At 61.4% G+C, this 15,126-nt stretch carries 14 protein-coding genes; 5 read left to right on the plus strand and 9 right to left on the minus strand.

Features of this window, described 5'->3' with window-relative positions:
* The first annotated feature begins 333 nt into the window (after window positions 1-333).
* Entirely contained in the window at window positions 334-1,233 is a 900-nt protein-coding gene (lpxO, locus tag AB4O22_RS09965) for a lipid A hydroxylase LpxO (RefSeq protein ID WP_027911600.1), read from the plus strand.
* Between the two features lie 100 nt (window positions 1,234-1,333).
* Here the strand turns inward: lpxO and ligD are convergent, their stop codons facing one another.
* A complete protein-coding gene (gene ligD / locus AB4O22_RS09970) occupies window positions 1,334-3,304 on the minus strand; it encodes a DNA ligase D (protein WP_460096188.1) in 1,971 nt (656 codons plus the stop codon).
* A gap of 32 nt (window positions 3,305-3,336) precedes the next feature.
* On the minus strand, window positions 3,337-4,224 hold the full coding sequence (gene ku, locus AB4O22_RS09975) for a non-homologous end joining protein Ku (RefSeq protein ID WP_223473303.1): 888 nt from the start codon (window positions 4,222-4,224) through the stop codon (window positions 3,337-3,339).
* Between the two features lie 262 nt (window positions 4,225-4,486).
* Between ku and AB4O22_RS09980 the strand changes: the two genes are divergently transcribed.
* From AB4O22_RS09980 to ilvA, 3 genes are all read left to right on the plus strand, one after another.
* A complete protein-coding gene (locus AB4O22_RS09980; RefSeq protein ID WP_013693481.1) occupies window positions 4,487-4,828 on the plus strand; it encodes a hypothetical protein in 342 nt (113 codons plus the stop codon).
* Between the two features lie 47 nt (window positions 4,829-4,875).
* Entirely contained in the window at window positions 4,876-6,024 is a 1,149-nt protein-coding gene (locus tag AB4O22_RS09985; protein ID WP_003202339.1) for a PQQ-dependent sugar dehydrogenase, read from the plus strand.
* Window positions 6,025-6,354: 330 nt separating this feature from the next.
* A complete protein-coding gene (ilvA, locus tag AB4O22_RS09990; RefSeq protein WP_460096190.1) occupies window positions 6,355-7,362 on the plus strand; it encodes a threonine ammonia-lyase, biosynthetic in 1,008 nt (335 codons plus the stop codon).
* Between the two features lie 186 nt (window positions 7,363-7,548).
* Here the strand turns inward: ilvA and AB4O22_RS09995 are convergent, their stop codons facing one another.
* Window positions 7,549-7,716, minus strand: a complete 168-nt coding sequence (locus tag AB4O22_RS09995; RefSeq protein ID WP_460096191.1) for a hypothetical protein — start codon at window positions 7,714-7,716, stop codon at window positions 7,549-7,551.
* Between the two features lie 31 nt (window positions 7,717-7,747).
* Between AB4O22_RS09995 and AB4O22_RS10000 the strand changes: the two genes are divergently transcribed.
* Window positions 7,748-8,029, plus strand: a complete 282-nt coding sequence (locus AB4O22_RS10000; protein WP_223473232.1) for a DUF1652 domain-containing protein — start codon at window positions 7,748-7,750, stop codon at window positions 8,027-8,029.
* Window positions 8,030-8,114: 85 nt separating this feature from the next.
* Here the strand turns inward: AB4O22_RS10000 and AB4O22_RS10005 are convergent, their stop codons facing one another.
* From AB4O22_RS10005 to AB4O22_RS10030, 6 genes are all read right to left on the minus strand, one after another.
* The gene (locus tag AB4O22_RS10005; RefSeq protein ID WP_223473233.1) at window positions 8,115-9,053 is read right to left on the minus strand and encodes a carbohydrate kinase family protein; all 939 of its coding nucleotides are present in this window, start codon (window positions 9,051-9,053) and stop codon (window positions 8,115-8,117) included.
* A 12-nt stretch (window positions 9,054-9,065) separates the two neighbouring features.
* Window positions 9,066-10,553, minus strand: coding sequence for a xylulokinase (gene xylB, locus AB4O22_RS10010; RefSeq protein WP_460096192.1), 1,488 nt, complete (start codon window positions 10,551-10,553; stop codon window positions 9,066-9,068).
* Between the two features lie 136 nt (window positions 10,554-10,689).
* Window positions 10,690-12,171 carry a mannitol dehydrogenase family protein gene (locus tag AB4O22_RS10015; protein ID WP_414880864.1) on the minus strand — a complete coding sequence of 494 codons (1,482 nt, stop codon included), beginning with the start codon at window positions 12,169-12,171 and terminating at the stop codon, window positions 10,690-10,692.
* Between the two features lie 15 nt (window positions 12,172-12,186).
* On the minus strand, window positions 12,187-13,290 hold the full coding sequence (locus AB4O22_RS10020) for an ABC transporter ATP-binding protein (protein WP_013693477.1): 1,104 nt from the start codon (window positions 13,288-13,290) through the stop codon (window positions 12,187-12,189).
* Window positions 13,291-13,329: 39 nt separating this feature from the next.
* The gene (locus tag AB4O22_RS10025) at window positions 13,330-14,160 is read right to left on the minus strand and encodes a carbohydrate ABC transporter permease (RefSeq protein ID WP_003202324.1); all 831 of its coding nucleotides are present in this window, start codon (window positions 14,158-14,160) and stop codon (window positions 13,330-13,332) included.
* Between the two features lie 10 nt (window positions 14,161-14,170).
* Window positions 14,171-15,103, minus strand: coding sequence for a carbohydrate ABC transporter permease (locus AB4O22_RS10030; RefSeq protein ID WP_003202322.1), 933 nt, complete (start codon window positions 15,101-15,103; stop codon window positions 14,171-14,173).
* Window positions 15,104-15,126: the final 23 nt, after the last annotated feature.

The raw sequence follows: 15,126 nt of genomic DNA on the forward strand, positions 1-15,126 counted from the left end.
CCCGACCGCGCAAAGGCGTCGCGGTCGCAAGCGCAAGGGTCCATCCGGCATAAGAGGACAGCAGCAATACGGAGCGCCTGGCCCGGTAGACGTGCGCCGAAGCCGCGTTTGCGGTATCGACCAAAGGGGGCGCGTAATAGTTGGCGGCGATTGTACTGGTCTGGCCGCATAAACGATAGGGTATTGCCCGGGCAAGACAGTTTTTCACAATTGAAGGATAACTTTCGGTTACAAACTGTGGCTAGAATGCCATCTCACCCTATGCCATCTCCCTTGCCGCTTGGCTGGCTCGGGGGAAACAACCTGTTCACTCCAGCATTGTGACGGTTTTTCGTGAAGCTCATCATAGTCGCGCTCTACATCTTCTCCATTGGCTACGTTCATCTGCGCGGTCGCGTGCGGCATAAGTTCGGACGCCAGCTGAGCGATCATTCGTCGTTTCTCGCGCCGATCAATTGCCTGCTTTACCTGTGCTCGAAACTGCCCAACAGGCCGTTCCTGAGCCCGGCGCAGTTCCCGGACCTGAGCCCGTTGCAGGCCCACTGGCAAGAGATCCGGGCCGAAGGCCTGGGCCTGCTGCACGCGGGGGAGATCAAACGTTCCGAGCAATACGACGATGTGGGTTTCAACTCGTTCTTCAAGACCGGTTGGAAGCGTTTCTACCTGAAGTGGTACGGCGACAGCCATCCTTCGGCCATGAAGCTGTGCCCCCGCACCACCGAACTGGTGCAGAGCATCGGCTCGATCAAGGCAGCGATGTTCGCCGAGTTGCCGCCGGGCTCGAAACTGGTCCGGCATCGCGACCCCTACGCCGGGTCCTATCGGTATCACCTGGGCCTGGAAACGCCCAACGATGCTGGTTGCTACATCAATGTCGATGGTGAGCCTTATCATTGGCGCGATGGCGAGGCGGTGATCTTCGACGAAACGTTCATTCATTACGCCGAGAACACCACCGCCCAGAACCGCATCATTTTGTTCTGCGACGTGGAGCGGCCCATGAAGTTTCGCTGGGCAGCCGCGTTCAACCGCTGGTTCAGCCGCACCGTGATGGCGGCGGCCGGTGCGCCCAACGACGCGGGCGACAGGACGGGTGCCTTGAACCGGGCGTTCTCCAGGCTCTACAAGATACGGTTGCAGGGCAAGGCCCTGAAAAAACGCAACCGCACGCTTTATTACCTGCAGAAGTGGGCGTTCTTTGGTGGCTTGCTGGTGATCTTTATCTGGATGTAGGCGCTGGCGAAGCCTGCGATCTTTTGATCTTGATCGTTCGCTCTGGACTCAATGGGTTGTGGAAAGATCGCAGCCTCGTTGCACTCGACAGCTCCTACATTCAGTCGGTGGGTTTTTGCGCATCCAGTTGCTCCCACATCCTGGCCGTGATCCGCTGGCGGTGGTTGTAGCCTTCCCAAGGATCGGCGCCCAAGCCCTTGGCTCGTTCCAGGGCGGTATAGATGTCCCATTGCTGGGCGTTGCGCAGGGTCTGCAGTTCGGCCCGGGCAATCGGCACCGACACCGGCAGGCCGGGCCTGGCGCGCACCGAGTAGGCGGCCACCGTGCTCGCGCCGCGGGCGTTGCGCAGGTAGTCGACGAATATTTTCCTGACGCGGTTCTTCGGTCCCATGGTGGCCGTGATGCGCTCTGGCATTTGCCGGGTCAGGAACTGTGAGATGGCCTTGGCGAACGCCTTGGTGGTGTCCCAGCCTTCACTTCTCGCCAAGGGCACGATCACGTGCATGCCTTTGCCACCGCTGGTCTTGAGAAAAGCCTGTAAACCCAACTCGTCGAGCACCGTCAAGGTCATGTGGGTCGCCTCGATCATGGCGCTCCAGGGCAGCGAAGGATCCGGGTCCAGGTCCAGGACAAACAGGTCGGGGGTCTCGATCCGGTCGTGGGTCGCGGTCCAGGTGTGCAGTTCCACCGTGCCCATCTGCGCCGCGCTGACCAGGGCGTGGATGTCATCGATTTCCATCAGCGCCGCATGGCCTGGGTCCAGTCGCGGATCCAGCTGTTTGATATGGGGAATCTCCAGGCGATCGGCGTGTTTTTGAAAGAACTGCTCTTCGCCGATACCGTCCGGTGCCCGCAGCAGCGCGACCGGCCGCTGCTTGAGGTGCGGCAGGATCCACGGGGCGATGTCCAGGTAATACTGCGCCAGCTCAGCCTTTTGCACACCGCTGACACTGTCGATGACCCGATCGGCGTGGGTGATTGTCACGCCGTCGACTTTGGCCGCGCGGGCTTTGCTGCGACGCTTGGGTTCTGGTGTCGCGGGCTTTATCGGCAGGGGCTGTTCGCGAACTACCTTGTTGGCCGGCATAGTGCTCGACAAGTCCAGGAAAATAGCCTGGCGCACCTGGTTGTCGCGGCTCCATTCTGTGAACTCGACCTCGCAGGTCAGGCCGGGCTCGACCCATTGCACGCTGCGCCCCCGCACACCGTCGAGTGGCAACGCCAGTGGCGAAGTCTCGCGCTGCTGCGCGCACAGTTGCGCGTGTAATTGTTTTATTTGCGCCTGGCTGAACCCTGTCCCGACCCGACCGGCGTACACCAGCCCCGAGGGCCCGTTGACAGCCAGCAACAGCGCGCCGAAACCGCTGCGCTTGCCTTGGGGGCGGGTGAACCCGACGATGACGAAAGCCTGGCGCAACCGGCACTTGAGTTTTACCCAATCGGCGCTTCGCTGGGACATATAGGGGCTGCCCAGGCGCTTGCCGACCACGCTGTCCAGTGAGAGCGCGATAGCGCTTTCGAACATGTCGTGCTGGCTGGCGGAAAACCACTCGGAAAAGCGCAGGCGCTTGCTGGCGTTGTTGCCGAGGGCTTTTTTCAGGGCTGCACGACGCTCTTCCACCGGAGCCTGGCGCAGGTCGGCACCATTGAGGAACGGCGCATCGAACAGGAAATACACCATGTCGACGGTGCGGCTGATGTCGAAGGCCTGGCGCAGGGCCGCGAAATCGGAGTGGCCGGTCTCATCGAGCAGAACCAGTTCGCCGTCGAGCCAACTGTCCCCCAGGTTCAACCCGGCCAGGGCGTCGGCATGCAGCTTCAGCCGCTCGGTCCAGTCCTGGTGATTGCGATTGAACAAGCGGACTTCGCCATGTTCGATGCGGGTCAGCAGTCGATAACCGTGGAATTGGACTTCATAGCGCCATTCGCCGGTGGGCGGCTCTTCCACGGGCGTGGCCAATTGCGGCGCCAGGCGCTCGGGCAGGCGGTTTTGAGGCGCCTTGCGGGCCGTCGTCGTAGCGTCAGGTTTGGCGTTGGACAAACGGGCAGATTCACTCTCGGCGTTGGCCATGACAGATTCCCTTGTATTGCGCACGCCAGGGTTTACCCCCGGGAGGCCTTGGTGGCTTTTTTGGCAGGAGCGGATTTGCCGGCTTTCGCAGGTTTTGCAAGGGGCTTCCCGGCGGATTTGTCGGTGGCCTTGCCCTTGCTGCCCAGGCTGCGCTTGAGCAACTCGGTGAGGTCGATGACATCGGCGGTCTTGCGTTCTTCGCCCGGGTCGGTTTCCACCGCTTCGAGGCGGCCTTCGTTGGCCTTTTTCTCCACCAGTTCCATGATTTTGTCTTCGAAACTGTCCCGGTATTCTTGCGGCTCCCAGTCGGCGCTCATGTCTTCCACGAGACGCTTGGCCATTTCCAGCTCGCCCTTGGCCAGGGTCGGGTTCGTCACCTCGTCGCCCAGCTCCAGGACATCAAGGTCGCGTACCTCCGCAGGCCAGCGCAGCATCACCAGTACCAGCGCCGATTCAAGGGGCATGAGCGCCGCCAGGTGCTGGCGGGTGTGCAGCACGACATGGGCCAGGGCGACCTTGTTGGTCTTGATCAGGGTTTCGCGCAGCAGGGCATAGACTTTGCCACCGCGTTTGTCGGGGGCGAGAAAGTAGGGCGTGTCGATGTTTTGCAACGGGATCTTCTCGCTGTCGACAAAGGCAAAGATATCGATGGTCTGGGTGGACTTGGGATGGGCGGAACGAATTTCTTCCTCGCTGAGCAGCACGTACTGGCCTTTCTGGTACTGGACGCCCTTGACGATGTCGTCCTTGGTCACTTCCTTGCCCGTGGCCTTGTTGACCCGTTTGTAGCCCACCGGGTCCATGCTGCGTTTGTCCAGCCAGTCAAAATCCACACCCTGGGACGAGGTGGCCGACACCAGCGCGACAGGAATGTGGACCAGCCCGAAACTGATTGCGCCTTTCCAGATTGCCCGTGCCATGGTGGTGTTGTCCTTGCCGGTGGATGTCTTTCTGGTGACCTTCGCGCCTTGGGAAAAGTTTCCATTGTGGGAGCGAGCTTGCTCGCGATGGCGACGGTGCAGGCGCCATTGACGCAAGCTGGCCCGCCGCTATCGCGAGCAAGCTCGCTCCCATATTGGTTCGGAGACTCTTCGTTACATCTTCGCCCGGACATTTCGCTTAACAAGGGCGAACCTGCGGCGTAGCGTGTTTTCGATATGCCTGAACTCAAGAGGTGTCCGAATGAACAGGCTGATAATTGCCATCATGACGCTGTTGCTGACCGCCGCCGCCCAAGCCGCCACGCCTGGCGGAGGCCCCGTGGTTCTGGCCCAGAATCTGCCGGGCAACAACAATCCCTATAACAGCCCGACGCGGCGGGCCAATCCCAACAGCATGCAGGGCACGCGGTCCAATGTGCCGACGATTCATGACAACCCGACGGTGCCGGTACCGCGCCCACCGACCCTGGAAAACGGCGGCATCGGCAATGGTTATCCCCGGTCCGGCCAGCCCTCGGGTTCGCCGCGCCCCACCATCGAGTCTCCTACGCCACCCAGGAGCAGCCAAAATGGCAACCGCTAGGTACTGGAGGCAGTCGCTCTCTTTTCAAACCACAGAAGGAATTGTGCATGTTGCGTAAAACACTCCTGGCCGCATGTTGCGCCAGCGCTGCCCTGACCCTTGCCACGCCGGCGGCTGGCGCGCCGACCCAATCATTCAAGAGCGAGGAGGGCACCGTGGAAGTGACCACCGTGGTCAAGGGGCTGGAGCACCCTTGGTCTGTCGCATTCTTGCCTGGTCAGCAGGGCATGCTGGTGACGGAGCGACCGGGCAACCTGCGCGTGGTCAGCCCCGATGGCCAATTGTCCGCACCCTTGAGTGGCGTGCCAGAAGTGTGGGCCAAGGGCCAGGGCGGTCTGCTGGACGTGGTGCTGTCGCCCGACTTCAAGCAGGATCGCACCGTCTACCTGTCTTATGCCGAGGCGGGCGCAGACGGCAAGGCCGGCACCGCCGTGGGGCGCGGGCAACTGTCCGAAGACCTCAAGAGCCTGAAGAATTTCGACGTGATCTTTCGTCAGCAGCCCAAGTTGTCCACGGGCAACCACTTTGGCTCGCGCCTGGTCTTCGACCGGGACGGTTATCTGTTCATTACCTTGGGGGAAAACAACGAGCGGCCCACTGCCCAGGACCTGGACAAGCTGCAAGGCAAGGTGGTGCGTATCTACCCCGACGGCAAGGTGCCCGACGACAACCCCTTTGTCGGCCAGAAAAACGTCCGTCCCGAGATATGGTCCTACGGCATGCGCAATCCCCAGGGGGCGGCCCTCAACCCTTGGAATGGCACGTTGTGGGAGAACGAACACGGGCCCAAGGGCGGTGATGAGATGAACATCATCGAGCGTGGCAAGAACTACGGCTGGCCACTGGCGACTCATGGCATCAATTACTCCGGTGCCCCGATTCCCGAAGCCCAGGGCAAGACTGTCGAGGGCACCGTTGGCCCACACCACGTCTGGCAGGTGTCACCGGGGCTCAGCGGCATGGCGTTCTACGACCATGATCGTTTCAAGGCCTGGCAGCGCAACGTGTTCATCGGGGCGCTGGTGCCCGGGGAACTGATCCGCCTGCAATTGCAGGGCGACAAGGTCGTCCACGAGGAGCGTTTGCTGGGTGAGCTCAAGGCGCGAGTCCGGGATGTTCGCCAGGGCCCGGACGGTTACCTGTATGTGCTGACGGATGAGGACGACGGGGCGTTGTATAAAGTCGGACTCAAGTAATTGTAGAAAATGTGGGAGCGAGCTTGCTCGCGATGGCTTTGGGTAACCGACATTGATGCTGACTGACACACCGCTATCGCGAGCAAGCTCGCTCCCACAGGTAATGCTGTTCACTTGAGACTGTCGCCACAGCTAATCAATATTTGCCATTGACTTGCCAACAACGCACCGCTAATTTCCACCCATGACTTCAACCGTACTGCGCAGCCAGCCAAGCATTATTACCGCCATTCCTTATTTGGCGGGTTAGCTGACGGCTGCACCCAACCCGCCCTGGAGGCGGGTTTTTTCTTTCTGTCTCCTGGGCTCTGCCCGAACCAGGAGATCGCCATGACCGTTACCCGCACCGAGCAAGCCCTGCTTGAGCACTACGTTAAGAAGATTCTCGCCGCGCCGGTCTATGAGCTGGCCGTGCGCACGCCACTGCAAGCGGCTCCCGCATTGTCCGAGGCCTTGGGTAACCGGATCCTGCTCAAGCGCGAAGACCTGCAACCGACTTTTTCCTTCAAGATCCGCGGTGCCTACAACAAACTCGTGCAACTGACCCCGGAGCAGCGTGCCCGTGGCGTCATCACCGCGTCCGCCGGCAATCATGCCCAGGGTGTCGCGCTGGCGGCACGGGAATTGGGGATTTCGGCCAGCATCGTCATGCCTGTGACCACTGTGCAATTGAAGGTGCTGGGCGTGCGCAACCGAGGCGCCGAAGCGATTCTGCACGGGAAAAGCTTTCCATTTGCCCTGGCGCACGCGCTGGACCTGGCCGAGCAGACCGGGCGGGAGTTCGTCTCGCCTTTCGATGACCCGGACGTGATCGCCGGGCAGGGTACCGTCGCCATGGAAATCCTGCGCCAACACCCCGGCCAGCTGGATGCGATTTTCGTCCCGGTCGGCGGCGGTGGGCTGATTGCCGGGATCGCGGCCTACGTCAAGTACCTGCGCCCGGAAGTGCGCATCATCGGCGTCGAGTCGCAGCATTCTGCCTGTCTCCAGGCGGCGCTGGCAGCCGATGAGCGGGTGACCTTGCCAGAGGTGGGAACCTTCGCCGATGGCGTGGCGGTGGCGCAGATTGGCGCCCATGGCTTCGATATCTGCCGTTTCTATGTCGATGAAGTGATGACCGTGAGCAACGATCAACTGTGCGCCGCGATCAAGGACATCTATGACGATACCCGTTCCATCACTGAACCGTCGGGCGCACTGGCGGTGGCAGGTATCAAGCAATACGTGGCGCACACGGGCGCGCGAGGCCAGACGCTGGTGGCGATCGATTCCGGTGCCAATATCAATTTCGACAGCTTGCGCCACGTGGCCGAGCGTGCGGCGGTGGGCGCATTTTGAGTTTTTTACGCTACGTCACACTTTTTTTGAAGCAGGCGACGGATGCCCACTTGCGTCTTCGCAATAGGGGCTAATCTAGATTGCGAACAGGATAAAAGCGATTGCAGTTTGCATGGAAAAAGTAGCGTTTCCTTGCATTTTGCACGAGCTCTCTGGCGCGGGACGAAGCTAAGCGCTTGATTCAGATCAATCCGCAATGTCTTCAATACAGGCATGCTTCTTGCGGGATGATTCAAGAGTTCGCCTGGCGAACTCGTTGACTGAAAACGCTAAAAAGAACGAACGAACGGCACGGTATTCGTAGTCCCAGTCCGCAGGGAAGAAAACGGACGAAAATACCGCCGGCGTGAACATAAGTTGGCCGCCTCAACAGGAGAGAGTCGCCATGTTTCTATCTGCCCTCGAAATGCGAAACATCATTGAAAGCAGCTTGTTGCCCAAGCGCTCGCAATGCACGTTGTCACCTGAGCTGACGATGACGATCAAGATCTTCGATGACCACAAGACCGATCACGTGGCCTTGATCAAAACCGACATTGATGCCAGGAAACTCACCGGTTGCCGGGCCATCAACGACCTGATCGCCGAGTTGCGTACGGAACTTGACCGTAACCCTGCCGCTGGCAATCACTTTCATCAGCAACACCAGCGGATGACTGGCCGCTGATAACGGCCTTGTCCTTGTAAGCCTGACGCTCGGGTCCGGTCATGTCCGAACCCGGCGTCCAGTTTTTTTAGCTGCGATGCGCCATTCAGTTCAATTGTTGCCTATAGGGCAGGTCTGGCCCGGTTTTGCCGCAAGTCAGGGCGGCCGCGCGAATGGCGAACTCAAGCATTGCGCTGATCTGTTCCCGGGTCAGGGTGTGCAAGCCCTCGATCGAATCCAATTGTTGTTCAGTCAACCACGCAATCAGTGCGGCCTGGAAGGTATCGCCTGCACCCACGGTGTCGGCGATCGTCACCGGACAGGACGGCAGCGACCATGAGCCGTGTTGGCGACTGAAGACCGTAGCGCCCTGGCCGCCACGGGTCAGGAAGACCAATTGGCAGCGGTTCCCCAGCCAACCTTCGATGATCGACTCCGGTTCTTTCCCGGGGTAGAGCAGGTTCAGGTCTTCGTCACTGACCTTGACCAGGTCGGCATATTGCACCAGCGTCGCAATCCGCGAGCGCCACAGCTCGATATCCGGCTGCGGGTTGAGTCGCACATTCGGGTCGAGGCTGATCAGGCGGCGGCCGCTTTCGCGTTGCATCAGGGCCAGGAGCGTATCGGCGATGGGCTGGACCACCAGCGAGAACGAGCCGAAATGCAAGCCGCGTACCTCGGGGCCCAGGTCCGGTAGATGCGCCAGGCTCAGTTGTCGGTCCGCACAGCCTTCGCCGCGAAAACTGTAGTGGGGCGAACCATTGGCGCCTACGGCGACCATCGCCAGGGTGGTTGGTGCGTCGAAGTCCACCAGATATTGGGCGCTGACACCTTCATTGAGCAAAACCTGCTGCAAGCGTCGTCCCAGGTAGTCGGTGGACAACCCGGTAAACAGCGCCGATTCAACACCCAGGCGACGCAGCCCCACGGCCACGTTGAACGGTGAACCACCGGCAATAGCCTTGTAGTTCACTTGCGAGGCCGGGCCATCCGCCTCGGTCTCACTGAAAAAATCAAACAGCGCTTCACCACACACCAAATACATAGTTTCCCGCTCTCAAAGGGTTGCGACGTGTTGTCGATAACGTTCATAAGCCTGTTGCGACGCCGCGACATGCGCGGCGATTGGCAGGGTTTCGCTGCTCGGGTCGAGCTTGACGCAGCGCTCGCACAGTTCGGCCAAGCCTGTCTGTGAACCGGAGTGGCACCATGCTGCCTGGATCGCCGCCCCCAAGGCAGCTGCTTCGCTCTGTTCGGTGCAAATGACCGTGGTGTCCATGATGTCGGCGACGATCTGCCGCCACTCCGCGCTCTTCGAACCACCGCCGATCAGGCGAATGCTCTGGGCCTGGAGTCCGTTGGCCCGCAGCAGGTCCAAGCCATAGCGCAAACCGAAGGTCGTGCCTTCGACCACGGCGCGACACAGGTTGGCCCGGGTCAGGTTGGTGGTGGTCAGGCCCAGCAGGCTGCCGGTGGCGTGGGGCAGGGCGGGAACACGCTCGCCGTTGAGGAACGGCAGCATGCACACGCCCTCGGCGCCAATCGGAGCCTGGACCACCAGGGCGTTGAACGTGTCGATGTCCAGCGCCAGCAATTCGCGAATCGCCCCGGTGGCGTTGGTCAGGTTCATGGTGCAGATCAGCGGCAGCCAGCCACCGCTGGAGGAGCAGAACGTCGCCACGGACGGCTGTGGACTGACCGCAGGTTCGGCGGCATAGGCGTAGACCGTACCGGAGGAACCGAGGCTCATGGTGATCACGCCGGGCTGGATGTTCCCGGTGCCGATGGCGCCCATCATATTGTCGCCACCACCACTGGCCACCACCGCCTCGGGGTTGATGCCCAAGTGCGCAGCAATGGCCGGCAGGATGCGTCCGACCGGCTGATGGGCCTCGATCAGTTCCGGCAGCGCTGCTTGCAAGCGACCGCTGGGGTCGATGTGTTGTAACAGTTGCACGTCCCATTGACGGGTGCGTACGTTGAAGTAGCCGGTTCCCGAGGCGTCGCCGTATTCGCTGCAATGGCGGCCGGTGAGCCAGTAGTTGAGGAAGTCGTGAGGCAGCAGGACGCTGGCGATGTGTTCGAAAACCTGGGGATGCTGCTCTCGCGTCCAGAGCAGCTTGGAAACCGTGTAGCCCGGCGCGATCACCACGCCGAGGCGTTCTAGGCTGCCGTCTTCACCACCCAGGTGCGCCAGGAGCCGATCGTTTTCCGGCGTTGTCTCGGTGTCGCACCACAGCTTGGCCGGGCGCAGCACCTGGCCTTGGTCATCGAGCAACACCAGGCCGTGTTGCTGGCCGGAGACGCCGATGCCGAGGATCGCCTGGCCATCGACCCCAGCGTCCGCCAAGGCTTGGTGAGTCGCCTGGGTGAATGCATCGAGCCATTGCTGGGTGTCTTGTTCGCGGCGACCGTTGGGGTCGCTGATCATGGCGTGCGCCGCGGCACCCTGGCCCAGGACCTGGCCACTGGTCGCGTCCAGGATCAGCGCCTTGGTGCCTTGGGTGCCGCAGTCGATGCCCAGGAACAGTTGTTGGTTTGCCATGGAAAAACCCCTGAGTGGTCAGATCGTTCCCACGCTCTGCGTGGGAATGCAGCACGGGACGCTCCGCGTCCCCAAGAAGCCGGACGCGGAGCGTCCGTCGAGGCGTTCCCACGCAGAGCGTGGGAACGATTAAACCTCAGTTCACGTCAGTCAGTATCCGCTCAAGCGTTCGCGTTACCCCATGTTCGCGCAAGCTGTTGCAGCACCATTCGAATGCTGCCACGAACTCCGGCGAGCGGGGAATGGCGGTGCCAAAGATTTCTTCCACCTCCAGCACCCGCTGGGTCACCAGCGCATCGTCAGCCACCAGTGCCTGGCAGAACGCTGCCCGTGGGTCCGGGATTGAATACGTCACGCCGTTCTCGTCAACGCCCTTCAGGTACACGGCCCAGGCGGCCACCACCAGCGCCGCGCGGCGGGTTTCGCCACCGTCGGCGATCAAGCGGTTAATGGTCGGCACCGTGAATTTTGGAAACTTCGACGAGCCGTCCGAACAGACCCGTTCCAACTGGTCGGCAATGGCCTGGTTGGAAAAACGCTCCACCAGGGTGTTCTTGTAGTCGGTCAGGTCGATGCCCGGCACTGGCGCCAGTTGCGGCGTCACGTCCAGGTCCATGTAGGCGCGTATGTAACGCACGAACAGCGGATCGTTCATGGTCTCGTGGACGAAGCGATAACCCTTGAGAAAGCCCAGGTAGGTCAACGCCAGGTGGCTGCCGTTGAGCAGCTTGATCTTCATCTCTTCATAGGGGGTGACGTCATCGGTGAACTGCACGCCGACCTTTTCCCAGGCCGGGCGACCGTTGACGAACTTGTCTTCCAGGACCCATTGCACGAACGGTTCGCAGACCACCGGCCAGGCGTCGTCGATGCCATGTTCATCATGCAGTTGCAGGCGATGGGCCACGCTGGTCATGGGCGTGATGCGATCGACCATGGCGTTGGGGAAACTGACGTTGCGGTCGATCCATTGCCCCAGCTCCGCATCGCGCAGCGCGGCGAAGGCCAGCAGCGCCTTGCGAGTCACGGCGCCGTTGTGAGGCAGGTTATCGCAGGACATCAGTGTGAACGCCGGGGTGCCGGCCGCGCGGCGCTTGGCCAGGGCGGCGCAGAGGAAACCGAAGACGGTTTTCGGCGCGTCAGGATGGGCCAGGTCGTGCCGGATCTGCGGCAAGTGGGCCATGAACTCACCGTTGCTGTCGTCGATGCAATAGCCGCCCTCGGTGATGGTCAGCGAGACGATGCGGATCTGCGGATCGGCGAGTTTGTCGATCAGCGCCTGGGCGCCATCTTCAGCCAGCAACATGTCATTGATCGCGCCGATCACGCGAACTTCGGTGTCATCGGTGTCGCCCAGTTCGTACAGGGTGAACAGGTAGTCCTGGCCGGCCAGGTCATCCCGGGCACGGCGATCCTCGGCCCGCAGGCCCACGCCGCAGATGGCCCAGTCCAGATCGGCGCCGGTATTCATCAGCGCGTCGGTGTAATAGGCCTGGTGCGCCCGGTGGAAACCGCCGACGCCGATGTGGGCGATGCCCTGGCGGACGTCGCCCAAAGGGTAGGCGGGCAGGGCGACGCCAGGGTTGAGGTTGTGCAGGTTTTGTCGATTGAGTTTCATCGCAGGTCTCGGCAATCAGGCGGCGGCGCGCAGCGCGCGGGTCACCGCAACGCCCTCGGCATCGAATAAGTGGCAGTGTTCAGCGTCCAGGTGCAGGCTCAGTTGCTCGCCGAAACGGCTCGCCAGGTCGCCGCGAACGCGCATGGTCAAGGCTTCGCCGGAGGCCGTGACGACGTGACAGAAGGTGTCGCTGCCCAGCCGCTCGCTGACGTCGGCGGTGACTTGCAGGGTGCAATCACCCGGTTGCGCCAGATTCAGGTGTTCGGGGCGAATCCCCAGGGTCACCGCGCCGCCGACGCTCAGGCTGGCATCGCTCAAGGGCAGGCTGATACGGGTGCCGGCGTCCAGCAGCACTTCACAGCCCTGACTGTCCAGGCCGGTGACCTTGCCTTTGAGAAAGCCCATTTTCGGCGTGCCGAGGAACCCGGCGACAAACAGGTTGGCTGGCTGGTGATACAGCTCCAGCGGTGAACCGACCTGTTCGATGCGCCCGCCATTGAGCACCACCACCTTGTCGGCCAGGGTCATGGCTTCGACCTGGTCGTGAGTCACGTAGATCATGGTCGCCTGCAACTCTTTGTGCAGGCGTGCCAGTTCCAGGCGCATCTGCACCCGCAGGGCCGCGTCGAGGTTGGACAGGGGTTCGTCGAACAGGAAGATTTTCGGGTTGCGCACGATGGCCCGGCCAATCGCTACACGCTGGCGCTGGCCGCCAGACAGTTGCTTGGGCTTGCGCTCGAGCATCGGCCCCAGCTCAAGGATGCGCGCCGCTTCGTTGACCTTCTTCTCGACCTCGGCCTTGGGCACGCCGGCCAGGTCCAGGGCGAAGGACATGTTCTTGCGCACGCTCATGTGCGGGTACAAGGCGTAGGTCTGAAACACCATCGCCAGGTCACGCTTGGCCGGGCTGACTTCGGTAATGTCCCGGCCATCCAGTTCGATGGTGCCGTCACTGACTTCTTCAAGGCCGGCGATCAGCCGCAGCAGCGTGGACTTGCCACAGCCCGACGGGCCGACGAAGACCACGAACTCGCGGTCGTTCACCTCAAGGTCGATGCCCTTGATGATGGAGAAGCCTTCGAAACCCTTTTGCAGATTCTTGATTTTCAGGTTGGCCATGATGATGGGCCTCCACTTCTGATTATTGGGTAGGGCGCGTTATTTCACCGCGCCGAAGGACAAACCGCGCACCAGCTGTTTCTGGCTGATCCAGCCGAAGATCAGGATCGGCGCGCAGGCCAGGGTCGAGACGGCCGACAATTTGGCCCAGAACAAACCTTCCGGGCTGGAATAGGAGGCGATCAACGCCGTCAGTGGCGCGGCCTTGGAGGAGGTGAGGTTCAGCGACCAGAAAGCCTCGTTCCAGCACAGGATCAGTGACAGCAGCACAGTGGAGGCCAGGCCGCCCTTGGCAATCGGCAGCAGCACGCGGACCATCTCCTGCCACAGCGTGGCGCCATCCAGGCGTGCGGCCTCGAGGATGTCGCGGGGAATGTCCTTGAAGTAGGTGTAAATCATCCAGACCACGATGGGCAGGTTGATCAACGTGTAGATGACGATCAACGCGAGACGCGTGTCCAGCAGGCCAAATTGCTTGGCCAGCAGGTAGATCGGCATCAGCACGCCCACTGGCGGCAGCATCTTGGTGGAGAGCATCCACAGCAACGTGCCTTTGGTGCGCTGGGTTTCATAGAACGCCATGGAGTAGGCCGCCGGCACCGCAATCAGCAGGCACAGGGCGGTGGCGCTGAAGGAAATCACCACCGAGTTCCAGGCGAAGCTGAAGTAGTTGCTGCGCTCGTTGATGTGCAGGTAGTTCTCCAGCGTGGGCGTGAAGATGAACTGCGGTGGCGTGGCGAACGCGTCGATTTCAGTCTTGAAGCTGGTCAGCACCATCCAGAAGATCGGGAAGAAGATCAGGATCGCGATGGCCCAGGCCAGCGTGCCCAGCAGCAGGCTTTGCAGGCGACGGGATTGTTGAAGAGTCATGGCGACGGCCTCAGTTCTTGTCGGTGAGGTTTTTGCCGATCATCCGGACCAGGATGATGGCGGCGATGTTGGCAATGACCACGGCAATCAGGCCACCGGCCGAAGCCATGCCGACGTCGAACTGCACCAGCGCCTGGTTGTAGATCAGGTAGGCAAGGTTGGTGGAGGCGTAGCCGGGGCCACCGTTGGTGGTGGTAAAGATCTCGGCGAACACCGACAGCAGGAAGATCGTCTCGATCATCAGCACCACGGCAATCGGGCGGGCCAGGTGCGGCAGGGTCAGGTGCCAGAAGATCGCAATCGGGCCGGCACCGTCCAGGCGCGCGGCTTCTTTCTGTTCCTGGTCCAGCGACTGCATGGCGGTCATCAGGATCAGGATCGCGAAGGGCAGCCATTGCCAACTCACGATGATGATGATCGACAGCAGCGGATAGTGGGCGAGCCAGTCCACCGGTTGGGCGCCGAACAGTTTCCACACCGAGGCGAGGATGCCCGAGACCGGGTGGAAGATCAGGTTCTTCCAGATCAGCGCGCCGACGGTGGGCATGATGAAGAACGGCGAGATCAGCAGCACACGGACGATGCCGCGACCAAAAAACTCACTGGCCTCCAGCAGCGCGCTGATCAACACCCCCAGCACGATACTGATCAGCAGCACGCTGCCCACCAGCAACAGGGTGTTGGTGGCCCCGGGCATGAAACCCGAGTCGGTCAGGAAGTAGGTGAAGTTCTCCAGCCCGACGAATTCGTTTTCGCCGGGGTAGAGCAGGTTGTAGCGGATCATCGAGAAGTAGACGGTCATGCCCAGCGGCACGATCATCCACAGCAGCAACAAGGCCACTGAAGGACTGACCAGGAACCAACCGGGGTTCGCCAGGCGGATCTTGCGTGCCGGCGGGGCAATCTCGATGGGGGCTTTGGCAGTTGTTGTTGAGCTATTCATGGCATTGAACCGATTTTTGCGGG

The organism is Pseudomonas sp. S3_B11, from assembly GCF_054667715.1.

Coding starts and splice junctions, on each gene's coding strand:
- AB4O22_RS10020 (WP_013693477.1), bottom strand. CDS start 13,290: ATGGCCAACCTGAAAATCAAGAATCTGCAAAAGGGTTTCGAAGGCTTC.
- AB4O22_RS10015 (WP_414880864.1), bottom strand. CDS start 12,171: ATGAAACTCAATCGACAAAACCTGCACAACCTCAACCCTGGCGTCGCC.
- AB4O22_RS10025 (WP_003202324.1), bottom strand. CDS start 14,160: ATGACTCTTCAACAATCCCGTCGCCTGCAAAGCCTGCTGCTGGGCACG.
- AB4O22_RS09995 (WP_460096191.1), bottom strand. CDS start 7,716: ATGTTCACGCCGGCGGTATTTTCGTCCGTTTTCTTCCCTGCGGACTGG.
- ilvA (WP_460096190.1), top strand. CDS start 6,355: ATGACCGTTACCCGCACCGAGCAAGCCCTGCTTGAGCACTACGTTAAG.
- AB4O22_RS09985 (WP_003202339.1), top strand. CDS start 4,876: ATGTTGCGTAAAACACTCCTGGCCGCATGTTGCGCCAGCGCTGCCCTG.
- AB4O22_RS10005 (WP_223473233.1), bottom strand. CDS start 9,053: ATGTATTTGGTGTGTGGTGAAGCGCTGTTTGATTTTTTCAGTGAGACC.
- AB4O22_RS10000 (WP_223473232.1), top strand. CDS start 7,748: ATGTTTCTATCTGCCCTCGAAATGCGAAACATCATTGAAAGCAGCTTG.
- AB4O22_RS09980 (WP_013693481.1), top strand. CDS start 4,487: ATGAACAGGCTGATAATTGCCATCATGACGCTGTTGCTGACCGCCGCC.
- AB4O22_RS10030 (WP_003202322.1), bottom strand. CDS start 15,103: ATGAATAGCTCAACAACAACTGCCAAAGCCCCCATCGAGATTGCCCCG.
- xylB (WP_460096192.1), bottom strand. CDS start 10,553: ATGGCAAACCAACAACTGTTCCTGGGCATCGACTGCGGCACCCAAGGC.
- ku (WP_223473303.1), bottom strand. CDS start 4,224: ATGGCACGGGCAATCTGGAAAGGCGCAATCAGTTTCGGGCTGGTCCAC.
- ligD (WP_460096188.1), bottom strand. CDS start 3,304: ATGGCCAACGCCGAGAGTGAATCTGCCCGTTTGTCCAACGCCAAACCT.